Source organism: Pseudoroseomonas cervicalis, from assembly GCF_030818485.1.
Taxonomy (GTDB): Bacteria; Pseudomonadota; Alphaproteobacteria; order Acetobacterales; family Acetobacteraceae; genus Pseudoroseomonas; species Pseudoroseomonas cervicalis_A.
Genome location: NZ_JAUTAJ010000004.1, coordinates 2,212,719 through 2,227,441 on the forward strand (window position 1 = coordinate 2,212,719; position 14,723 = coordinate 2,227,441).

The 14,723-nt window shown below is 70.1% G+C and carries 16 protein-coding genes; 7 read left to right on the plus strand and 9 right to left on the minus strand.

Annotated elements, in window-relative coordinates; genetic code table 11:
• Positions 1–3 precede the first annotated feature (3 nt).
• Positions 4–792 carry a Fe(II)-2OG oxygenase family protein gene (locus QE401_RS14240; RefSeq protein WP_307138840.1) on the minus strand — a complete coding sequence of 263 codons (789 nt, stop codon included), beginning with the start codon at positions 790–792 and terminating at the stop codon, positions 4–6.
• 162 nt (positions 793–954) lie between these two features.
• On the opposite strand from QE401_RS14240, the gene QE401_RS23095 reads away from it, so the two are divergent.
• Positions 955–2,697 carry a M20/M25/M40 family metallo-hydrolase gene (locus QE401_RS23095; RefSeq protein ID WP_475638087.1) on the plus strand — a complete coding sequence of 581 codons (1,743 nt, stop codon included), beginning with the start codon at positions 955–957 and terminating at the stop codon, positions 2,695–2,697.
• 15 nt (positions 2,698–2,712) lie between these two features.
• Here QE401_RS23095 and QE401_RS14260 read toward each other — a convergent pair whose 3' ends face one another.
• Complete coding sequence (locus tag QE401_RS14260; RefSeq protein ID WP_373461443.1) at positions 2,713–3,147, minus strand: DUF1810 domain-containing protein; 435 nt, start codon at positions 3,145–3,147, stop codon at positions 2,713–2,715.
• A 124-nt stretch (positions 3,148–3,271) separates the two neighbouring features.
• Here QE401_RS14260 and QE401_RS14265 point away from each other — a divergent pair, with 124 nt between their 5' ends.
• The 3 genes from QE401_RS14265 to QE401_RS14275 all read left to right on the plus strand — a co-directional run bounded on the left by QE401_RS14265 (position 3,272) and on the right by QE401_RS14275 (position 5,527).
• Positions 3,272–4,141: a DMT family transporter gene (locus QE401_RS14265; protein ID WP_307138841.1), complete on the plus strand. Its 870-nt coding sequence runs from the start codon at positions 3,272–3,274 to the stop codon at positions 4,139–4,141.
• Positions 4,138–4,980, plus strand: coding sequence for a DMT family transporter (locus tag QE401_RS14270; RefSeq protein ID WP_307138842.1), 843 nt, complete (start codon positions 4,138–4,140; stop codon positions 4,978–4,980). Before QE401_RS14265 ends, QE401_RS14270 begins: the two co-directional genes overlap by 4 nt.
• A gap of 61 nt (positions 4,981–5,041) precedes the next feature.
• Complete coding sequence (locus QE401_RS14275; protein ID WP_307138843.1) at positions 5,042–5,527, plus strand: glutathione peroxidase; 486 nt, start codon at positions 5,042–5,044, stop codon at positions 5,525–5,527.
• A gap of 112 nt (positions 5,528–5,639) precedes the next feature.
• On the opposite strand, the gene QE401_RS14280 is transcribed toward QE401_RS14275, so the two are convergent.
• Positions 5,640–7,280: a peptide chain release factor 3 gene (locus QE401_RS14280; RefSeq protein WP_373461444.1), complete on the minus strand. Its 1,641-nt coding sequence runs from the start codon at positions 7,278–7,280 to the stop codon at positions 5,640–5,642.
• A gap of 209 nt (positions 7,281–7,489) precedes the next feature.
• On the opposite strand from QE401_RS14280, the gene QE401_RS14285 reads away from it, so the two are divergent.
• The gene (locus QE401_RS14285) at positions 7,490–8,125 is read left to right on the plus strand and encodes a PRC-barrel domain-containing protein (RefSeq protein ID WP_307138844.1); all 636 of its coding nucleotides are present in this window, start codon (positions 7,490–7,492) and stop codon (positions 8,123–8,125) included.
• Positions 8,126–8,131: 6 nt separating this feature from the next.
• On the opposite strand, the gene QE401_RS14290 is transcribed toward QE401_RS14285, so the two are convergent.
• On the minus strand, positions 8,132–8,731 hold the full coding sequence (locus QE401_RS14290; protein WP_307138845.1) for a deoxycytidylate deaminase: 600 nt from the start codon (positions 8,729–8,731) through the stop codon (positions 8,132–8,134).
• 165 nt (positions 8,732–8,896) lie between these two features.
• Here QE401_RS14290 and QE401_RS14295 point away from each other — a divergent pair, with 165 nt between their 5' ends.
• Both QE401_RS14295 and QE401_RS14300 read left to right on the plus strand, forming a co-directional pair.
• Entirely contained in the window at positions 8,897–10,513 is a 1,617-nt protein-coding gene (locus QE401_RS14295) for an ABC transporter substrate-binding protein (protein ID WP_307138846.1), read from the plus strand.
• Positions 10,514–10,611: 98 nt separating this feature from the next.
• Positions 10,612–11,001, plus strand: a complete 390-nt coding sequence (locus QE401_RS14300) for a RidA family protein (protein WP_307138847.1) — start codon at positions 10,612–10,614, stop codon at positions 10,999–11,001.
• A gap of 25 nt (positions 11,002–11,026) precedes the next feature.
• Here the strand turns inward: QE401_RS14300 and QE401_RS14305 are convergent, their stop codons facing one another.
• The 5 genes from QE401_RS14305 to QE401_RS14325 all read right to left on the minus strand — a co-directional run bounded on the left by QE401_RS14305 (position 11,027) and on the right by QE401_RS14325 (position 14,627).
• On the minus strand, positions 11,027–11,425 hold the full coding sequence (locus QE401_RS14305; RefSeq protein ID WP_307138848.1) for a hypothetical protein: 399 nt from the start codon (positions 11,423–11,425) through the stop codon (positions 11,027–11,029).
• A 58-nt stretch (positions 11,426–11,483) separates the two neighbouring features.
• The gene (locus QE401_RS14310) at positions 11,484–12,269 is read right to left on the minus strand and encodes an amino acid ABC transporter ATP-binding protein (protein ID WP_307138849.1); all 786 of its coding nucleotides are present in this window, start codon (positions 12,267–12,269) and stop codon (positions 11,484–11,486) included.
• 10 nt (positions 12,270–12,279) lie between these two features.
• Positions 12,280–12,960 (minus strand): amino acid ABC transporter permease, encoded by a 681-nt coding sequence (locus tag QE401_RS14315; RefSeq protein ID WP_307138850.1) that lies wholly within the window; start codon positions 12,958–12,960, stop codon positions 12,280–12,282.
• Between the two features lie 11 nt (positions 12,961–12,971).
• Positions 12,972–13,640 carry an amino acid ABC transporter permease gene (locus tag QE401_RS14320; protein ID WP_307138851.1) on the minus strand — a complete coding sequence of 223 codons (669 nt, stop codon included), beginning with the start codon at positions 13,638–13,640 and terminating at the stop codon, positions 12,972–12,974.
• A gap of 87 nt (positions 13,641–13,727) precedes the next feature.
• A complete protein-coding gene (locus QE401_RS14325; protein WP_307138852.1) occupies positions 13,728–14,627 on the minus strand; it encodes a transporter substrate-binding domain-containing protein in 900 nt (299 codons plus the stop codon).
• Positions 14,628–14,723: the final 96 nt, after the last annotated feature.

The following is a 14,723-nucleotide window of genomic DNA, read 5'->3' on the forward strand; positions in this document are numbered from 1 at the left end:
GCCTCAGTCCGGCGGGGCCAGGGCGGCGAAGGGGCCTTCCGCCAGGCGTGAGGTCTCGCCGCGCAGCGGCAGGCTGGCCAGCCCGGCGGGGCGGCTGGCCCAGACCAGGAAGGGGTTCACCGCCAGCAGGTCGCCCGGCCGCAGGGTGAGCTTCAGCGCCAGGCCGGGGCGCTCCGCCACCTGCTCCAGCGCCGCCAGCGCGCCGCCGCAGGCGGCCTCGTCCAGCCCGGCACGGTCGCAGCGCGCGGCGAAGACGCCGCCGGTGACGGCGAAGACCGGCAGGGGAGAGGCCGGCTCGCCGGGCTCCGCCCCGTCCGCCGGCGGCGGCGGCGGCAGGGCGCGGTAGAGCACCTCCAGCGCGGCGCGGTCGGCCTTCAGCAGCTCATTGTGCAGGGCGGCGGCGGAGAGCAGGGTGATCTCGGCCGATTCGCGGCAGAGCAGCAGCAGGATGTCGCAGGCCTCGGTGTGGTAGGGGCCGGCGGGCTGCGGCACCGCCACCGGGCGGCCCATCCGGCTGCCCAGCAGGCCCAGCAGCGCCGCCGATTCCGCCGGCAGCGGCAGGCCGCGCAGCAGGGCGAAGCCCTGGCCATTGGCCAGCCGCTCCGCCAGCTGGCCCAGCAGCGGCGCCAGCCGCGCCAGCGGCGCGCCCGGGGTGGCCAGCGCCGTCTCGATCTCGGCCGCGATCTCGGCGCCCAGCGGCAGCATCCAGTCGGAGGGCGACAGCGCCGCGCCGGTCCAGAGATGCGGCCCGGCCTGCGGCGCGATCCGGCGGGGGGGAGTGTAATCGGTCATCGCCGCGCATGATGGCGCAGCGGCGGCGCCGATGCATCCCCCCAGCGCCGGGCCTTGCAGAGCCCGGCCCGAGGCCGCAGGCTGCCCGGCCCGGGCGAATGATCCCGCCACCGCCAATGCCAGGGCCGATTTCAGGGCCAATTTCCAGGGAAGGAAACCCGCATGGACGCCGAAACCGCGACGCGCGACCAGCCCGAGGCGCTGCGCGCCCTGGCCCTGCCCTTCGAGACCGAGGCGCTGCTCGCCGGGCTGCGCCCCTGGGTGGAGTGCGAAAGCCCCACCTTCGATGCCGAGGCGGTCAACCGCATGATGGCGCTGGCCAGCCGGGACCTGGCCATCCTGGGCGCGCGGATCGAGCGCATCCCCGGCCGCATGGGCTTCTCCGACTGCGTGCGCGCCCGCTTCCCGCATCCGGATGGGGAGATGGAGGGCGGCATCCTGGTGCTGGCGCATCTGGACACCGTCCACCCGGTCGGCACGCTGGCGCGCCTGCCCTTCCGGGTCGAGGAGAACCGCGCCTATGGCCCGGGCATCTGCGACATGAAGGGCGGCACCTATCTCGCGGTGCAGGCCATGGCCGCCATCATCCAGGCCGGCATCGCCACCCGCCGCCCCGTCACCTTCCTGCTGACCGGCGATGAGGAGGTGGGCAGCCCCTCCACCCGCGACCTGATCGAGGCCGAGGCGGCGCGGCATGAGGTGGTGCTGGTGCCCGAGCCCGCCCAGCGCGATGGCGGCGTGGTCACCGGCCGCTACGCCATCGCCCGCTTCAACCTGCGCGTCACCGGAAGGCCGAGCCATGCCGGCGCCGCGCTGTCGGACGGGCGCAGCGCCATCCGCGAAATGTGCCGCCAGGTGCTGGCGATCGAGGCGATGACCACCGAGGCCTGCACCTTCTCGGTCGGTGTCCTGCAGGGCGGGCAATGGGTGAACTGCGTCGCCACCCATTGCGACGCCGAGGCCCTGACCATGGCCAAGCGGCAGGAGGATCTGGACCGGGGCGGTGGAGAAGATGCTCGGCCTCTCCGCCCAGGGCGATGTGCTGCTGGAGGTGCGCCGCGGCGTCACCCGCCCGGTCTGGGAGCCGGATGCGGGTACGATGGGCCTGTACCGCACGGCGCAGACCCTGGCCGGGCGGCTCGGCCTGACCCTGCCGCATGCCAGCGCCGGCGGCGGCTCGGACGGCAATTTCACGGGTGCGATGGGCATTCCCACCCTGGACGGGCTCGGCGTGCAGGGCGCCGGCATCCACACGCTGCAGGAGCATCTGCTGGTCGACAGCCTGGTGCCGCGGGCGCGGCTCTTCGCCGGGCTGCTGGCCAGCGTCTGATGTTCGCCCAAGGGGTCTGGCTGAACGAGCCCGCGCGCTGGCGGGAGGACGGGGAGAGCCTCTCCGTCACCACCGACCAGGGCAGCGATTTCTGGCGCGAGACGCATTACGGCTTCACCCGCGACAGCGGCCATTTCCTCGGCGTCGAGGTGGCGGGCGGCTTCACCGCGCAGTTGCGCATCCGCGCCCGCTACGCGGCGCTCTACGACCAGGCCGGGCTGATGCTGCGGCTGGACGAGGCGCATTGGCTGAAGGCCGGCATCGAGCTGTCGGACGGCCAGGCCATGCTGGGCAGCGTGCTGACCATCGGCCGCTCCGACTGGGCGACCGCCGCCTATGCCGGCGACCCTGGGGATGTCTGGCTGCGGGCGACGGTGGAGAAGGGCGTGCTGCGGCTGCAGGTCTCGGGCGACGGGAAACGCTGGCCGCTGCTGCGCCTCTGCCCCTTCCCGGAAGCCGGGCGCTACCGGGTGGGCCCGATGTGCTGCACGCCGGAGCGCGCCGGGCTGGAGGTGCTGTTCTCCGACTTCACCGTCACCGCGCCGCTCGGGCGCGATCTGCACGATCTGCGCTGAGGCGGCGCGCGGCCCTCACTCCTCCGCGTCGCGCAGCAGCGCCAGCGTCGCCGCATCCGGCGCGGCGCCGTAGAAGCGCGCCAGCGCGTCGCGGAACAGCGCCTCGCCCGGCGCCAGGGCGGCGAACAGCGTCAGGCAGGAGCGGAACTTCACATCATCCGGGCTGCCGAAGATCTCCTTCGCCGAGCGCCCGGGCACCGCCAGCACCAGCGCCACCCAGTGGCGCAGCCGCGCCCCCAGCACGGGATGCGCCAGATAGGCCCGCGCCTCCTCGGCGCCGGCGATGCCGTAGCGCCGCGCCGTCTCGCTGCGGCCGAGGCCGCGCAGCTGCGGGAAGATGAACCACATCCAGTGGCTGCGCTTCTGCCCCTCGCCCAGCTCGCGCTCCACCTGCGGCAGCACGGCGTCCTGGGCGCGGAGAAAACGGTCGAGGTCGAAGGGATCGCTCATCCGCCGCAGATGGGGGCGCCGGGGGGCCGCGGGAACCGGCCTCGCGCGGTCGCGACAGGCAGGGCCGTGCTTTCGGCCCCCGCCCCCTTTTCAAATCCCGCCCCTCCGTCATCCTGGCCGCAGAATGACCCTGCCCGGCAATCTGCGCGGCGCGGCCCTGATGGCCGCGGCCGCGCTGCTCTTCGCGCTGGAGGCGCTGTTCATCCGCTGGATGACCGCCCGCGGCATCCCGATCACCACCCAGCTGCTGTTCCGCTGCCTGGGCCAGATCCTGTGGATCGCGCCGAGCCTGATCGCCGCCGGGCCGGCCGTGCTGCGCACCGCGCGGCCGCTGCTGCACGGGCTGCGCGGCGCCTGCTCGCTCGCCACCTGGGGGCTGTATTACTGGTCGCTGACGCTGCTCGACCTTGCCACCGCCACGGTGCTCTCCTTCACCAATGTCATGTTCACCACCCTGCTCGCGGCACCCCTGCTGGGCGAGCGGGTGGGGGCGGCGCGCTGGGCCGGCACGCTGGCCGGGCTGCTCGGCATCGCCGTGATGCTGCGGCCCTGGGAGGCGGCGCCGGCCTCGGCGCTGGGCGTCACCGTGGCGCTGGTGGCCGCCGTCACCTGGTGCGGCATCACCCTCTCCTCCCGCCTGCTGACCCGCAGCGAGGGCACGCTGACCATCATCGGCTGGGTCGGCCTGCTGACCACGGCCGGCATCCTGCCCTTCGCCCTCTGGCACTGGCAGCCGCTCGATTTCGGCGATCTGGCGCTGCTGGTGGGGCTCGCCGGCTTCACCCCCGGCATCCTGGTGCTGATGACCGAGGCCTTCCGCGCCGGCGAGGCCTCGGCCGTCGCGCCCTTCCAGTATCTGCGCCTGCCGGTGCTGGCCGCGACGGGCTGGCTTCTTTATGGCGAGGCGCCGGACGGCATGGCCTGGCTCGGCGCCGCGGTGATCCTGGCCGGCGCCCTGATGGTCAGCCTGGCCGAGCTGCGGGGGCGCCGGTGAACCCGCTGCTGCAGGCCGCCCTGCTGACCACCGCCGCCGCCTTCGTCTTCAACCTGGAGACGGTGCTGGTGAAATATCTGGACGGGGTGCCCGCCACCACCATCCTGCTGGCGCGCACCGCGGGGCAGATCCTCTGGGTGCTGCCGCTGCTGCCGCGCGAGGGGCTCGGCCTGCTGCGCACCCGGCAGCTCGGCATGCAGCTTTTGCGCGGGCTGCTCTCCTTCGTCTCCTGGGGGCTCTACTATGTGGGCTTCCTGCGGCTGCCGCTGGCCACCGCCACCACCCTCTCCTTCACCTCGGTGCTGTTCGTCACCGCGCTGGCCGGCCCGCTGCTGGGCGAGCGGGTCGGGCTGCGCCGCTGGGCGGCAACGCTGCTGGGCTTCGCCGGCGTGCTGCTGGTGGTGCGCCCCGGTGTGCTGCCGCTGGACTGGCCCCTGGCCGCCTCGCTCGGCTCGGCGCTGTTCGGCGCCGGCATCGTGCTGACCACCAAGGCCCTCGCCCGCACCGAGCGCACCGAGACCATCATGCTCTATATCGGCTTGGTCGCCACCGCCGGCAGCCTGCCGGTGGCGCTGCCCTATCTGACCTGGCCGGGCTGGGGCAATGCGGCGCTGCTGCTGGGCGCCGCCATCCTGGGGCCGGCCGGCATGCATCTCTGGATCAACGCGCTGCGGCTGGCCGATGCCTCCTCCGTCGCGCCGATCTCCTATGTGCGGCTGGTCTTCGCCGCCCTGGCCGGCGCGCTGCTCTTCGCCGAGCCGCTCGACCCCTACCTCGCCGCCGGCGCGTTGCTGATCGTGAGCAGCGCCATCTACATCACGCGGCAAGGGGCGCGTTGATCCGGGGATGCGCGGCGGCGCCGCGGCCCCAGATAGAGCCTGACCCCGATAGGAGACCCGCATGACCGCCCTGCCGTTGGACACGCTCTCGGCCCGCCGCTCCGACGGTACCGACACGCCGCTGGCGGAATTCCGCGGCCAGGTGCTGCTGGTGGTCAACACCGCCAGCGCCTGCGGCTTCACCCCGCAATATGCCGGGCTGGAGGCGCTGCAGCGCGACTATGGCCCGCGCGGCTTCAACGTGCTGGCCTTTCCCTGCAACCAGTTCGGCAAGCAGGAGCCGGGCGACGATGCCAGCATCGCCGCCTTCTGCGAGACCCGCTTCCAGACGAGCTTTCCGCTCTTCGCCAAGATCGAGGTGAACGGGCCGCAGGCGCACCCGCTGTTCCAGGCGCTGAAGGCAGCCCAGCCCGGGCTGCTCGGCAGCGAGGGCATCAAGTGGAACTTCACCAAGTTCCTGATCGACCGGCAGGGCGAGGTGGTCGGGCGCTATGCGCCGACGACAACGCCAGAGAAGATTCGCGGGGATATTGAGAAGCTTTTGTAAGAGTTCTTTTTTGAAAAAAAGAACCAAAAAACTTTTGTCAGTTGGCGTCCCGCCTATGGCCTGAGGCGGGACGCCAACTGAAAGAAATCTTTTTCTTCAGAAAAAGAAGGCCTTACTTCCCTTCCTGCTCGACGCCATGCTGCTCGCGCAGGCTCAGGAAGCGCAGCTGCGGCCATTCCTCCTCCGACCGGCGGCGGCCCCAGTCGGAGGTGAAGAAGGCCACCGGCTCATTGTCATGATCCTCGGCCATCTGGCTGGGCGCGGTGCGCAGGAAGCGCTCCAGCACCGAGCGGTCCTCGCCTTCCTTCAGCGCCACCCAGCGCATGGTGGACCAGGAGGTGCCGTCGAAGCCGACCTGCACGCCGTATTCCGCCTGGATGCGGCTGGACAGCACGTCGAGCTGCAGCTGCCCGACCACGCCCACCACCGGCTGGCTGCCATCCATCGGGCGGAACACCTGGACGACGCCCTCATCCGCCAGCTGGTCGAGCGCCTTGCGCAGCTTCTTGGCCAGCATCGGGTCGTCGAGCCGGACGCGGCGCAGGATCTCGGGCGCGAAGCTCGGCACGCCGCGGAAATTCAGCTCCTCGCCATCGGTCAGCGTGTCGCCGATGCGCAGCACGCCATGGTTGGCGATGCCGACCACATCGCCCGGCCAGGCCTCTTCCGCCACCTGCCGCTCCTTGGCGAAGAAGAACAGCGGCGCATTGACCGGGATCGACTTGCCGGTGCGCACCTGCTTCAGCCGCGCCCCCTTGCGCAGCCGCCCCGAGCAGATGCGCAGGAAGGCCACGCGGTCGCGGTGGTTGAGGTCGGTGTTCGCCTGGATCTTGAAGACGAAGCCGGTCAGCTTCTCCTCCTCCGGCTGCACCACGCGCGCATCGGCGCGGCGGGCGGAGGGGGGCGGCGCGAATTGCGCCAGCCCGTCCAGCAGATGCCGCACCCCGAAGCCGCGCAGCGCCGAGCCGAAATAGACCGGCGTCAGATGCCCCTCGCGGAAGGAATCCAGCTCGAATTCGGGATAGACCGAGGCCAGCTCCATGCCCTCGCGCAGCACATCGCCCTGGCCATGCGGCAGCAGGCTGTCGATGCGGCCATCCTCGGGGCCGGACAGCGCCTCCTGCCGCTCGCCGCCCTCGGCGATCAGGCGCAGGCTGTTGTCGTGGCGGTCATAGACGCCGGCGAAGGTGCCGCCCGAGCCGATCGGCCAGGTGGCGGGCGTCACGTCGAGGGCCAGCGTCTTCTCGATCTCGTCGAGCAGCTCCAGCGGCTCGCGCGCCTCGCGGTCCATCTTGTTGATGAAGGTGACGATGGGGATGTCGCGCAGGCGGCAGACCTCGAACAGCTTGCGGGTCTGCGCCTCGATGCCCTTGGCGGCGTCGATCACCATCACCGCGGCGTCGACGGCGGAGAGGGTGCGGTAGGTGTCCTCGGAGAAATCCTCGTGGCCCGGCGTATCCAGCAGGTTGAACACCTGGCCGGCATATTCGAAGGTCATCACCGAGGTCGCGACCGAGATGCCGCGATCCTGCTCGATCTTCATCCAGTCCGAGCGGGTGCGCCGCCGCTCGCCCTTGGCGCGCACGGCACCCGCGATCTGGATGGCGCCGCCCAGCAGCAGCAGCTGCTCGGTCAGGGTGGTCTTGCCGGCATCGGGGTGGGCGATGATGGCGAAGGTGCGCCGGCGCCCCGCCTCGGCCGCGGTCTCGCTGCTCGCGGTGTCCATCTGCTCCGACGCGCTCACTCGGTCCATCCCCGCAAAAAAGGCGCATATAGCGCGGGCTGTGAGCAAAACCTACCCGCGGGCGTGGCCCCGGGGCATGTCCCAGGGGCATGCCATCGGCGGTGCGGCGCGGCGGGCCGGCGGGGCAGCGCCGGAAACCCCGGCCCGCCCGGCCGGGTTGTCGGGGCATCTCCCCGCACCGGGGCCGGCTCGGCCCCCAGGACAGAAGGGCCCATGCCATGACCCCGCGCCCGACGCTTCCGCTGCTGGCCGCCCTGGCGCTGCTGGGCACTGGCCCGGCCTGGGCCCAGGCGCCGAACCCGGGCGCGGCCCCGGCTCCGGCCCCGGGCCAGAACGCCCCGAACCAGAATGGCCAGGCCCCGGCCACCGGCGGCCAGGACCAGCCGCTGGGCCAGAACCCGAACCAGCCGCAGGACCCGGCGCGCGGCCCGCAGCCGCCCGGGCCGCAGACCGAGGGCCCCGGCACCCGCGCCCATCCGGAGGCCAGCGTGGCGCCGTCCGACCTGCAGGGCCGCGCCCAGGGCGGCACCGGCGCGCCTTTGCCGCCCGGCGCCACGGTGTCGCTGGACGCCGATCGCTGGCGCGCCAGCCGGCTGCTGGGGGCGGAGGTCTTCAACTCGGAAAACCGCAGCCTGGGCAAGGTCGAGGACCTGCTCTTCACCCGCAAGGGCGGGCTGGCGGTGATCGTGGGCGTCGGCGGCTTCCTCGGCATGGGGCAGCGGCTGGTCTCCCTGCCCTATGACCGGCTGCAATACAGCGAGCGCTGGGTGCTGCCCGGCGCCACCGAGGCGACCCTGAAGGACATGCCGGAATTCCGCTTCGAGCAGGAGCAGCCCCCCGCCCCGCCGCGCTGAGCGGGGCTAGCCGCCCTCCCCGCCCTTGCGGCCGAACAGATCGAAATCGAACTCCGCCTGCAGCGCGGCGAAGGGGTCCTCCGCCGCGCGCGCCTCATCCCGGTTCAGGCCGAGCGCGTCGAGCTGCGGGCCGCTGATGGCGGTGAACTCCACCCCCGCCTCCTGCAGCATGGTGATCGACAGCAGCCCGACCTTGTCCCAGTAGGAGGCGGTGCCCTGCCGCGGCGCGGCCGCCACCACCCGCTTCACCCCGGCCTGGATCAGCAGCGTGGCGCAGGTGTTGCAGACCGGCTTGCCCACCACATAGGCGTCGCAGCCGCGCGCATTGTGCCCGGCATTCAGCAGCGCGTTCTGCTCGGCATGCACCATCATGCGCAGCTTGGTGGCCTTGTCCTGCAGCCGCTCGGCGCTGTCCTCGACATTGGAGGGGAAGCCGTTGAAGCCGGTGGCCACGATGCGCGCCTGGGGCTGGTTGACCAGCACGGCGCCCACCTTGGCACGCGGGTCCTTCGACCATTGGGCGATGTGGTGCGCCAGGCCGATATAGCGGGTGTCCCAGCGGGCCAGCTTCTCCGGCCTTCCCTCGAAGCTGTTCGGATTGCTCATGCGCGCGCCCCGCGGCCAGGCCGAAGCTCACGATTCCGGGCGTGACCGATCACAGGGACGTTGACGCGACCGGCCCCGCATGCAGCAATCGCGCCCGAGCTGCCGGCACAGGCGGCCACCCAGGGACCACGGCAGTCACATTTCTGATTTCGGAGACGTTCTATCATGCAGCGCACCGCCATCCGCGCACCCCTGAGCCGCCGCGCCATGCTGGCCCTGTCGGCCGCCACACTGGGCAGCGGATCGCTGGCCTTCGGTGGCGCGGCCCGGGCCCAGGCCTCGCAGAATCTGAGCCTGGCGGTGGCGGCGCCGCCGACCTCGCTCGACCCGCACTACCACACGCTCTCCCCCAACAACATGGTGGCGGAGCATTTCTTCGATAAGCTGGTGCACCGCGACGCCAATGCCAAGCTGGTGCCGGGCCTGGCCGAATCCTGGCGCATGGTCAGCGACGACACCTGGGAGTTCAAGCTGCGCCAGGGCGTCAAGTTCAGCAATGGCGACGCCTTCACGGCCGAGGACGTGGTCTTCACCATCAAGCGCGTGCCGAATGTGGTGAACAGCCCGGGTTCCTTCTCGATCTACACCCGCGGCATCGTCTCCAGCGAGATCGTCGATCCGCACACGATCCGCTTCAAGACCAACGGCGTCTACCCGCTGCTGCCCTACGACCTGAACAACGTCTTCATCATCTGCAAGAAGGTCGGCGACAATGTCGCCACCGGCGATTTCAACAATGGCCGCGCCGTCATCGGCACCGGCCCGTTCCGGCTGCAGAGCTTCACCCCCGACGACCGCGTGGTGATGACCCGCAACGAGGAATACTGGGGCGACAAGCCGGATTGGCGCCAGGTCACCTACCGCTTCATCACCAATGACGGCGTGCGCGTCGCCGCCCTGCTGTCGGGCGATGTGCAGATGATCGACGTGGTGCCGCCGGCCGACATGCCGCGGCTGCGCACCACCCAGGGCATCACCTTCTCCGAGATCCCGTCGCTGCGCTCGATCTATCTGAAGCTCGACACGGCGCATGACAGCTCGCCCTACATCACCGGGCCGAACGGGCAGCGCCTCGACCGCAACCCGCTGCGCGATGTGCGCGTGCGCCGGGCGCTGTCGATCGGCATCAACCGCCAGGGCATCGTCGACCGCATCCTGCAGGGCGCCGGCCTGCCGACCGGCCAGATGATGCCGCCCGGCGCCAATGGCTACATCGCCGACCTGCCGGCGCCGGCCTATGACGTGGAGCGCGCCAAGGCCCTGCTGGCCGAGGCCGGCTATCCGAACGGCTTCAACATCACGCTGATCGGGCCGAACAACCGCTATGTCAGCGACGCGCAGATCATCCAGGCCATCGGCCAGATGTGGCAGCGCATCGGCATCAAGACGACGGTGGACGCCATGCCCTTCGCCGTGATGGCGCAGCGCCAGGCGCGCAACGACATGTCGGCCATGCTGATCGGCTGGGCGACCTCGGGCGAGCCCTCGACCGCCATCCGCGGCAACCTGACCACCCGCATCCCGGAGAAGGGCTTCGGCACGGTCAATTTCAGCGGCTATTCCAACGCCGAGGTCGACCGCCTGACCGAGGAGGGCCTGCGCACCGCCGATGACGCGAAGCGCGAGGAGCTGTTCAAGCAGGCGATGCGGGTGGCGATGGAGGATGTCTCCCTCATCACCCTGCACATGCAGAAGAACATCTGGGCGATGCGCGGCGGCCTGACCTATGAGCCGCGTGCCGACGAATACACCGTCGCCATGAACGTCAACGCCCCCAAGTAATTTTTCTTTCGGTTGCCGCGCCCGGTGGGCGCGGCGTGTGGGGGCCGTTCGCGGTCCCCACCTCCGCGCCCCCGGTGGCGCCAGACGGAATCCCCATCATGCCCAAGCGTATCATCGCCTCCGACAAGATCGGCCGCAGCCGGCTGCCCTTCGCCCAGGCCACCGTCGCCGGCGGCTTCATGTTCGTCTGCTGCATGGGCAATGACCGCGAGGGCCGCTACGCCCTCGGCGATGCCCGCGCGCAGACGCAGCAGGCCATCGACAACATCCGCACTTTGCTGGAGGAGGCCGGCGGCTCGCTGCGCGACGTGGTGAAATGCACCGTCTACGTCACCGACCGCGCCTATTGGCAGCCGATGAACGAGGTCTATTTCTCGAATTTCGCCGAGGATCCGCCGCACCGGGTCTCCTGCATCGTGCAGGGGCTGGGCTCGCCCGACGCGGTGGTGGAGATCGATGCCACCGCGTATCTGGGCGAGGAGGACTGACAGGAGATCGGCGCCCTAGGGCCTGTCAACCAAAGTAGACCACGTTCAGGAGCCGGATGAGCGGGACTGATACAAAGCCGACGAAGATTCCAAACGCCGCGAGAGCACGCGACATTGGCGGCCATGGAGCCAGCCCTCGATAGAACCAGGAGAGCAGGTCGGCCCGACGTGGGAAGATCAAAGTCGCTGCCGGAAGCGCAACCAGCAATATCAGGAAGAAGGGAAGCCGCAGCGAGACCGATCCGGATACCGCTCCGACAGCCAATCCATTGAACAGCCCGCTCCACCATGGCGCTCCCGGGCGACTGGCGAGATGCAGCACCGCTGGAATCGAGACATAGGACAGCGCAATCAGCGCAAAAAGAAGCGGTCCTGCCCAAGGGTACTGCAGTGGCAGCGCGGGTGTGAGTTCGAGATGAGACAAGGGGGTCACGCGTTCATGGGAGATCTTCTGGCAAGCAAGATCCAGACGCTCACAGGCTCTAAACCCCGCCGAGCAGCCCGTGGAACCGCCCCAAGAAGCTCCGCAGCCGCTCGCTCTCCGGGTTCCCAAACACCTCCGCCGGCGGCCCGGCCTGCGCCACCCGTCCCTGGTCCATGAAGACCACATGGTGCGAGACGTCGCGCACGAACAGCATCTCGTGGCTGACCAGCAGCATGGTCTGGCCGCTTTCCGCCAGGCTCTGCATCACCGCCAGCACCTCGGCCACCAGCTCCGGGTCCAGCGCGCTGGTCACCTCGTCGAACAGCAGCAGGCGCGGCTGCATGGCGACCGCGCGGGCGATGGCCACACGCTGCTGCTGCCCGCCGGAGAGCTGGTAGGGGTAGTGGCCGCGCCGCGCCTCCAGCCCCACCCGGGCCAGCCAGTGCCCGGCGATCTCGCGCGCCTCCGCCTTCGGCTTGCCCAGCACCTTGGTCAGGCCGAGCATGACATTCTCCTCCGCCGTCAGATGCGGGAAGAGGTTGAACTGCTGGAACACCATGCCGATCCGCGCCCGCTGGGCGGAGATGGCGGCCTCGCTCATCCGGCGGCGCTTGCCGCCCTCCATGCGGTAGCCGACCGGCTCGCCATCCAGAAGAATCTCGCCGGCATCGTGTTCCTCCAGCAAATTCACGCAGCGCAGGAAGGTGGTCTTGCCGGAGCCGGAGGCGCCGATCAGCGCCACCACCTGGCCCTGCCGCACATCCAGATCGATGCCCTTCAGCACCTCGGTCTCGCCGAAGCTCTTGTGCACCTTGCGGGCCTGCAGCAGCACATCCTCGGCCATGCGGCCCTCCTCAGTAGCGCAGATAGGAGAAGCGCCGCTCCAGCGCCGCGCCGAGCTGCGCGATGGCGGCGTTGATCACCAGGTAGAACAGCCCGGCGGTCAGGTAGAAATCGATGATCAGGTAGTTGCGCGCCATCACCTGCTGGCTGGCCAGCAGCAGCTCCACCACGCCGATCACCGAGAGCAGGGTGGTGCCCTTCACCACCTCCAGGCCCGTGTTCACCCAGGGCGGCAGCATGCGGCGCAGCGCCTGCGGCAGCACCACATAGACCAGCCGCTGCGGGAAGCGCAGCCCGATCGCCTTCGCCGCCTCCATCTGCCCGGCAGGCACCGATTCCACCGCGCCGCGCAGCGTCTCCGCCACATGCGCTGTGGCGAAGGCGGAGAGCGCGATGACGCCCGCCCAGAAGGCCGGCACGTTGATGCCGAACAGCGCCAGCCCGTAATAGGTGAACAGGATCAGCACCAGCACCGGAATGCCGCGCAGGATGTCGACATAGAGCCGCGCCAGGAAGCGGGAAAAAGCGCCGCCATAGGCCAGCACCAGGCCGAGCAGCGTGCCCAGGATGGTCGCCGCCAGGATGGTCAGCGCCGAGCTCGACAGCGTGGTCCAGATGCCGGAGAGCAGCGAGTAGCGCGCCTGCCACAGCTCGAACAGATAGGTGCCGGGCTGCATCGAGAGATCGAACATCGCGCGCCCCTTCAGCGGATGCTGGCGTAGCGCCGCTCGACCCGGCGCAGCAGCGCGGCGAGCAGCCAGGCGGTGGCGAGGTAGAGGGCCGAGGCGGTCAGCCACACCTCCATCACCCGGAAGGTGTTGGCGTTGATCTGCCGCGCCACGAAGGTCAGCTCGGGGATGGCGATGGCGGCGGCCAGCGAGGTGTCCTTGAACAGCGAGATCAGGTTATTGCTGATGCTGGGGAGCGTGATGCGGAACATCACCGGCAGCACCACCCAGCGCTGCCGCTGCCAGGGCCGCATGCCGATCGCCTTCGCCGCCTCGACATACTGCTTCGGGATGGAGGCGAGGCCGGCGCGGAACACCTCGGACATGTAGGCGCCGGCATAGAGGGAGAGCGTCAGCACGAAGCTCTGGAACTTGTCCATGCCGTAGATGCCGAGCTCGGGCAGGCCGAAATAGATGAAGAAGATCAGCAGCAGCAGCGGCGTGCAGCGGATGACCTCGACATAGAAGCGCACCGGGGCGGAGAGCCAGATGCGCCCGGATTGCCGCGCATAGGCGCAGGCGAGGCCGAGCACGCAGCCGATCGCCAGCGACAGCACCGCGAGCCCGAGGCCGAGCGCCAAGGCCTCGGCGAAGCGGTCGGCGTTGCGGGTGATGACGCTCCAGTCGAAATGATAGTCGATCATGCCTGGCCCATCAGTGGCGGGGACCGCGCGGCCAAGCGCGCGCGGCAGAGGCGGCCGGGCGGAGGGATCCGCCGCCCGGCCGGGCGGTCAGGCGAACTCGTTCGGATAGCCGATCTTGGGCGTCGGCAGCTCGATGCCGAACCACTTCTTGTAGGAGGCGGCGAAGTAGTCGAAATCCACCCCCATCATGGCTTCCTTGTAGACGGTGTTGACCCAGTTCAGCCAGATCGGGTCGCCCGGCTTCACCGCCGAGGCGTAGGAATTCGGCATCCAGCCATAGCCGGCATCGATGAAGCGGCCCGGGGTCTGCTGCATCAGCCAGCGCGCCGCCGACTGGTCGGCCATATAGGCGTCGATGCGGCGGGCATTCAGCGCCTGCAGCACGGCGTCGGGGCTTTCGAAGGCGTCCACCTTGGCCTGGGGCAGCGCCTTGCGCACCCATTCCTCCATGAACACGTTCTGCATGCCGCCGACCGTCACCGCATTGCCGGCGGCCTTCATGGCGTCATAGTTCTGGTACTTGGCGCCGCGCGCCAGCAGCAGCAGCGTCACGCCCTCGCGGTAATAGGGGATGGTGAACTCGACCTGCTGGGCGCGGCCCGGCGTCACCGTCATCCACTGCACCACGATGTCCACCTTGTCGGTGATCAGCGAGGGGATGCGGGCATCCGAGCCCTGCAGCACGAATTCGACCTTGTTGGGGTCGTCGAAGAGCGACTTGGCCAGCAGCCGGGCCAGGTCGATATCCATGCCCTGCAGCTTGCCGTCGGCGCCCTCGAAATGCCAGGGCGGGTTGGTGCTGCCGGTGCCGACGATCAGCTTGCCGCGGTCCTTGATCATCTGCAGCCGGCTTCTGCTTACGGTCTGGGCCATGGCTGCCCGCGGCGCGAGCAGGGCGGCGGCACCGCCGAGCGCCGCGCCGGCAGCCCCCATGCCGAACAGCCCGCGCCGTTCCAGGCTGACGTTCTTCTCGTCCTGCTCACTCATCTCGGATCCCCTTCTGTCTCCCGGCATGCCTGGCCGGCATGTCTTGCCGGAAGGTCAGCAAGAAACCGGCCAGTTGTCACGCGGTCGCAGCGATGC

Coding starts and splice junctions, on each gene's coding strand:
- QE401_RS14240 (WP_307138840.1), bottom strand. CDS start 792: ATGACCGATTACACTCCCCCCCGCCGGATCGCGCCGCAGGCCGGGCCG.
- QE401_RS23095 (WP_475638087.1), top strand. CDS start 955: ATGGACGCCGAAACCGCGACGCGCGACCAGCCCGAGGCGCTGCGCGCC.
- QE401_RS14260 (WP_373461443.1), bottom strand. CDS start 3,147: ATGAGCGATCCCTTCGACCTCGACCGTTTTCTCCGCGCCCAGGACGCC.
- QE401_RS14265 (WP_307138841.1), top strand. CDS start 3,272: ATGACCCTGCCCGGCAATCTGCGCGGCGCGGCCCTGATGGCCGCGGCC.
- QE401_RS14275 (WP_307138843.1), top strand. CDS start 5,042: ATGACCGCCCTGCCGTTGGACACGCTCTCGGCCCGCCGCTCCGACGGT.
- QE401_RS14280 (WP_373461444.1), bottom strand. CDS start 7,280: ATGGACCGAGTGAGCGCGTCGGAGCAGATGGACACCGCGAGCAGCGAG.
- QE401_RS14285 (WP_307138844.1), top strand. CDS start 7,490: ATGACCCCGCGCCCGACGCTTCCGCTGCTGGCCGCCCTGGCGCTGCTG.
- QE401_RS14290 (WP_307138845.1), bottom strand. CDS start 8,731: ATGAGCAATCCGAACAGCTTCGAGGGAAGGCCGGAGAAGCTGGCCCGC.
- QE401_RS14295 (WP_307138846.1), top strand. CDS start 8,897: ATGCAGCGCACCGCCATCCGCGCACCCCTGAGCCGCCGCGCCATGCTG.
- QE401_RS14300 (WP_307138847.1), top strand. CDS start 10,612: ATGCCCAAGCGTATCATCGCCTCCGACAAGATCGGCCGCAGCCGGCTG.
- QE401_RS14310 (WP_307138849.1), bottom strand. CDS start 12,269: ATGGCCGAGGATGTGCTGCTGCAGGCCCGCAAGGTGCACAAGAGCTTC.
- QE401_RS14315 (WP_307138850.1), bottom strand. CDS start 12,960: ATGTTCGATCTCTCGATGCAGCCCGGCACCTATCTGTTCGAGCTGTGG.
- QE401_RS14320 (WP_307138851.1), bottom strand. CDS start 13,640: ATGATCGACTATCATTTCGACTGGAGCGTCATCACCCGCAACGCCGAC.
- QE401_RS14325 (WP_307138852.1), bottom strand. CDS start 14,627: ATGAGTGAGCAGGACGAGAAGAACGTCAGCCTGGAACGGCGCGGGCTG.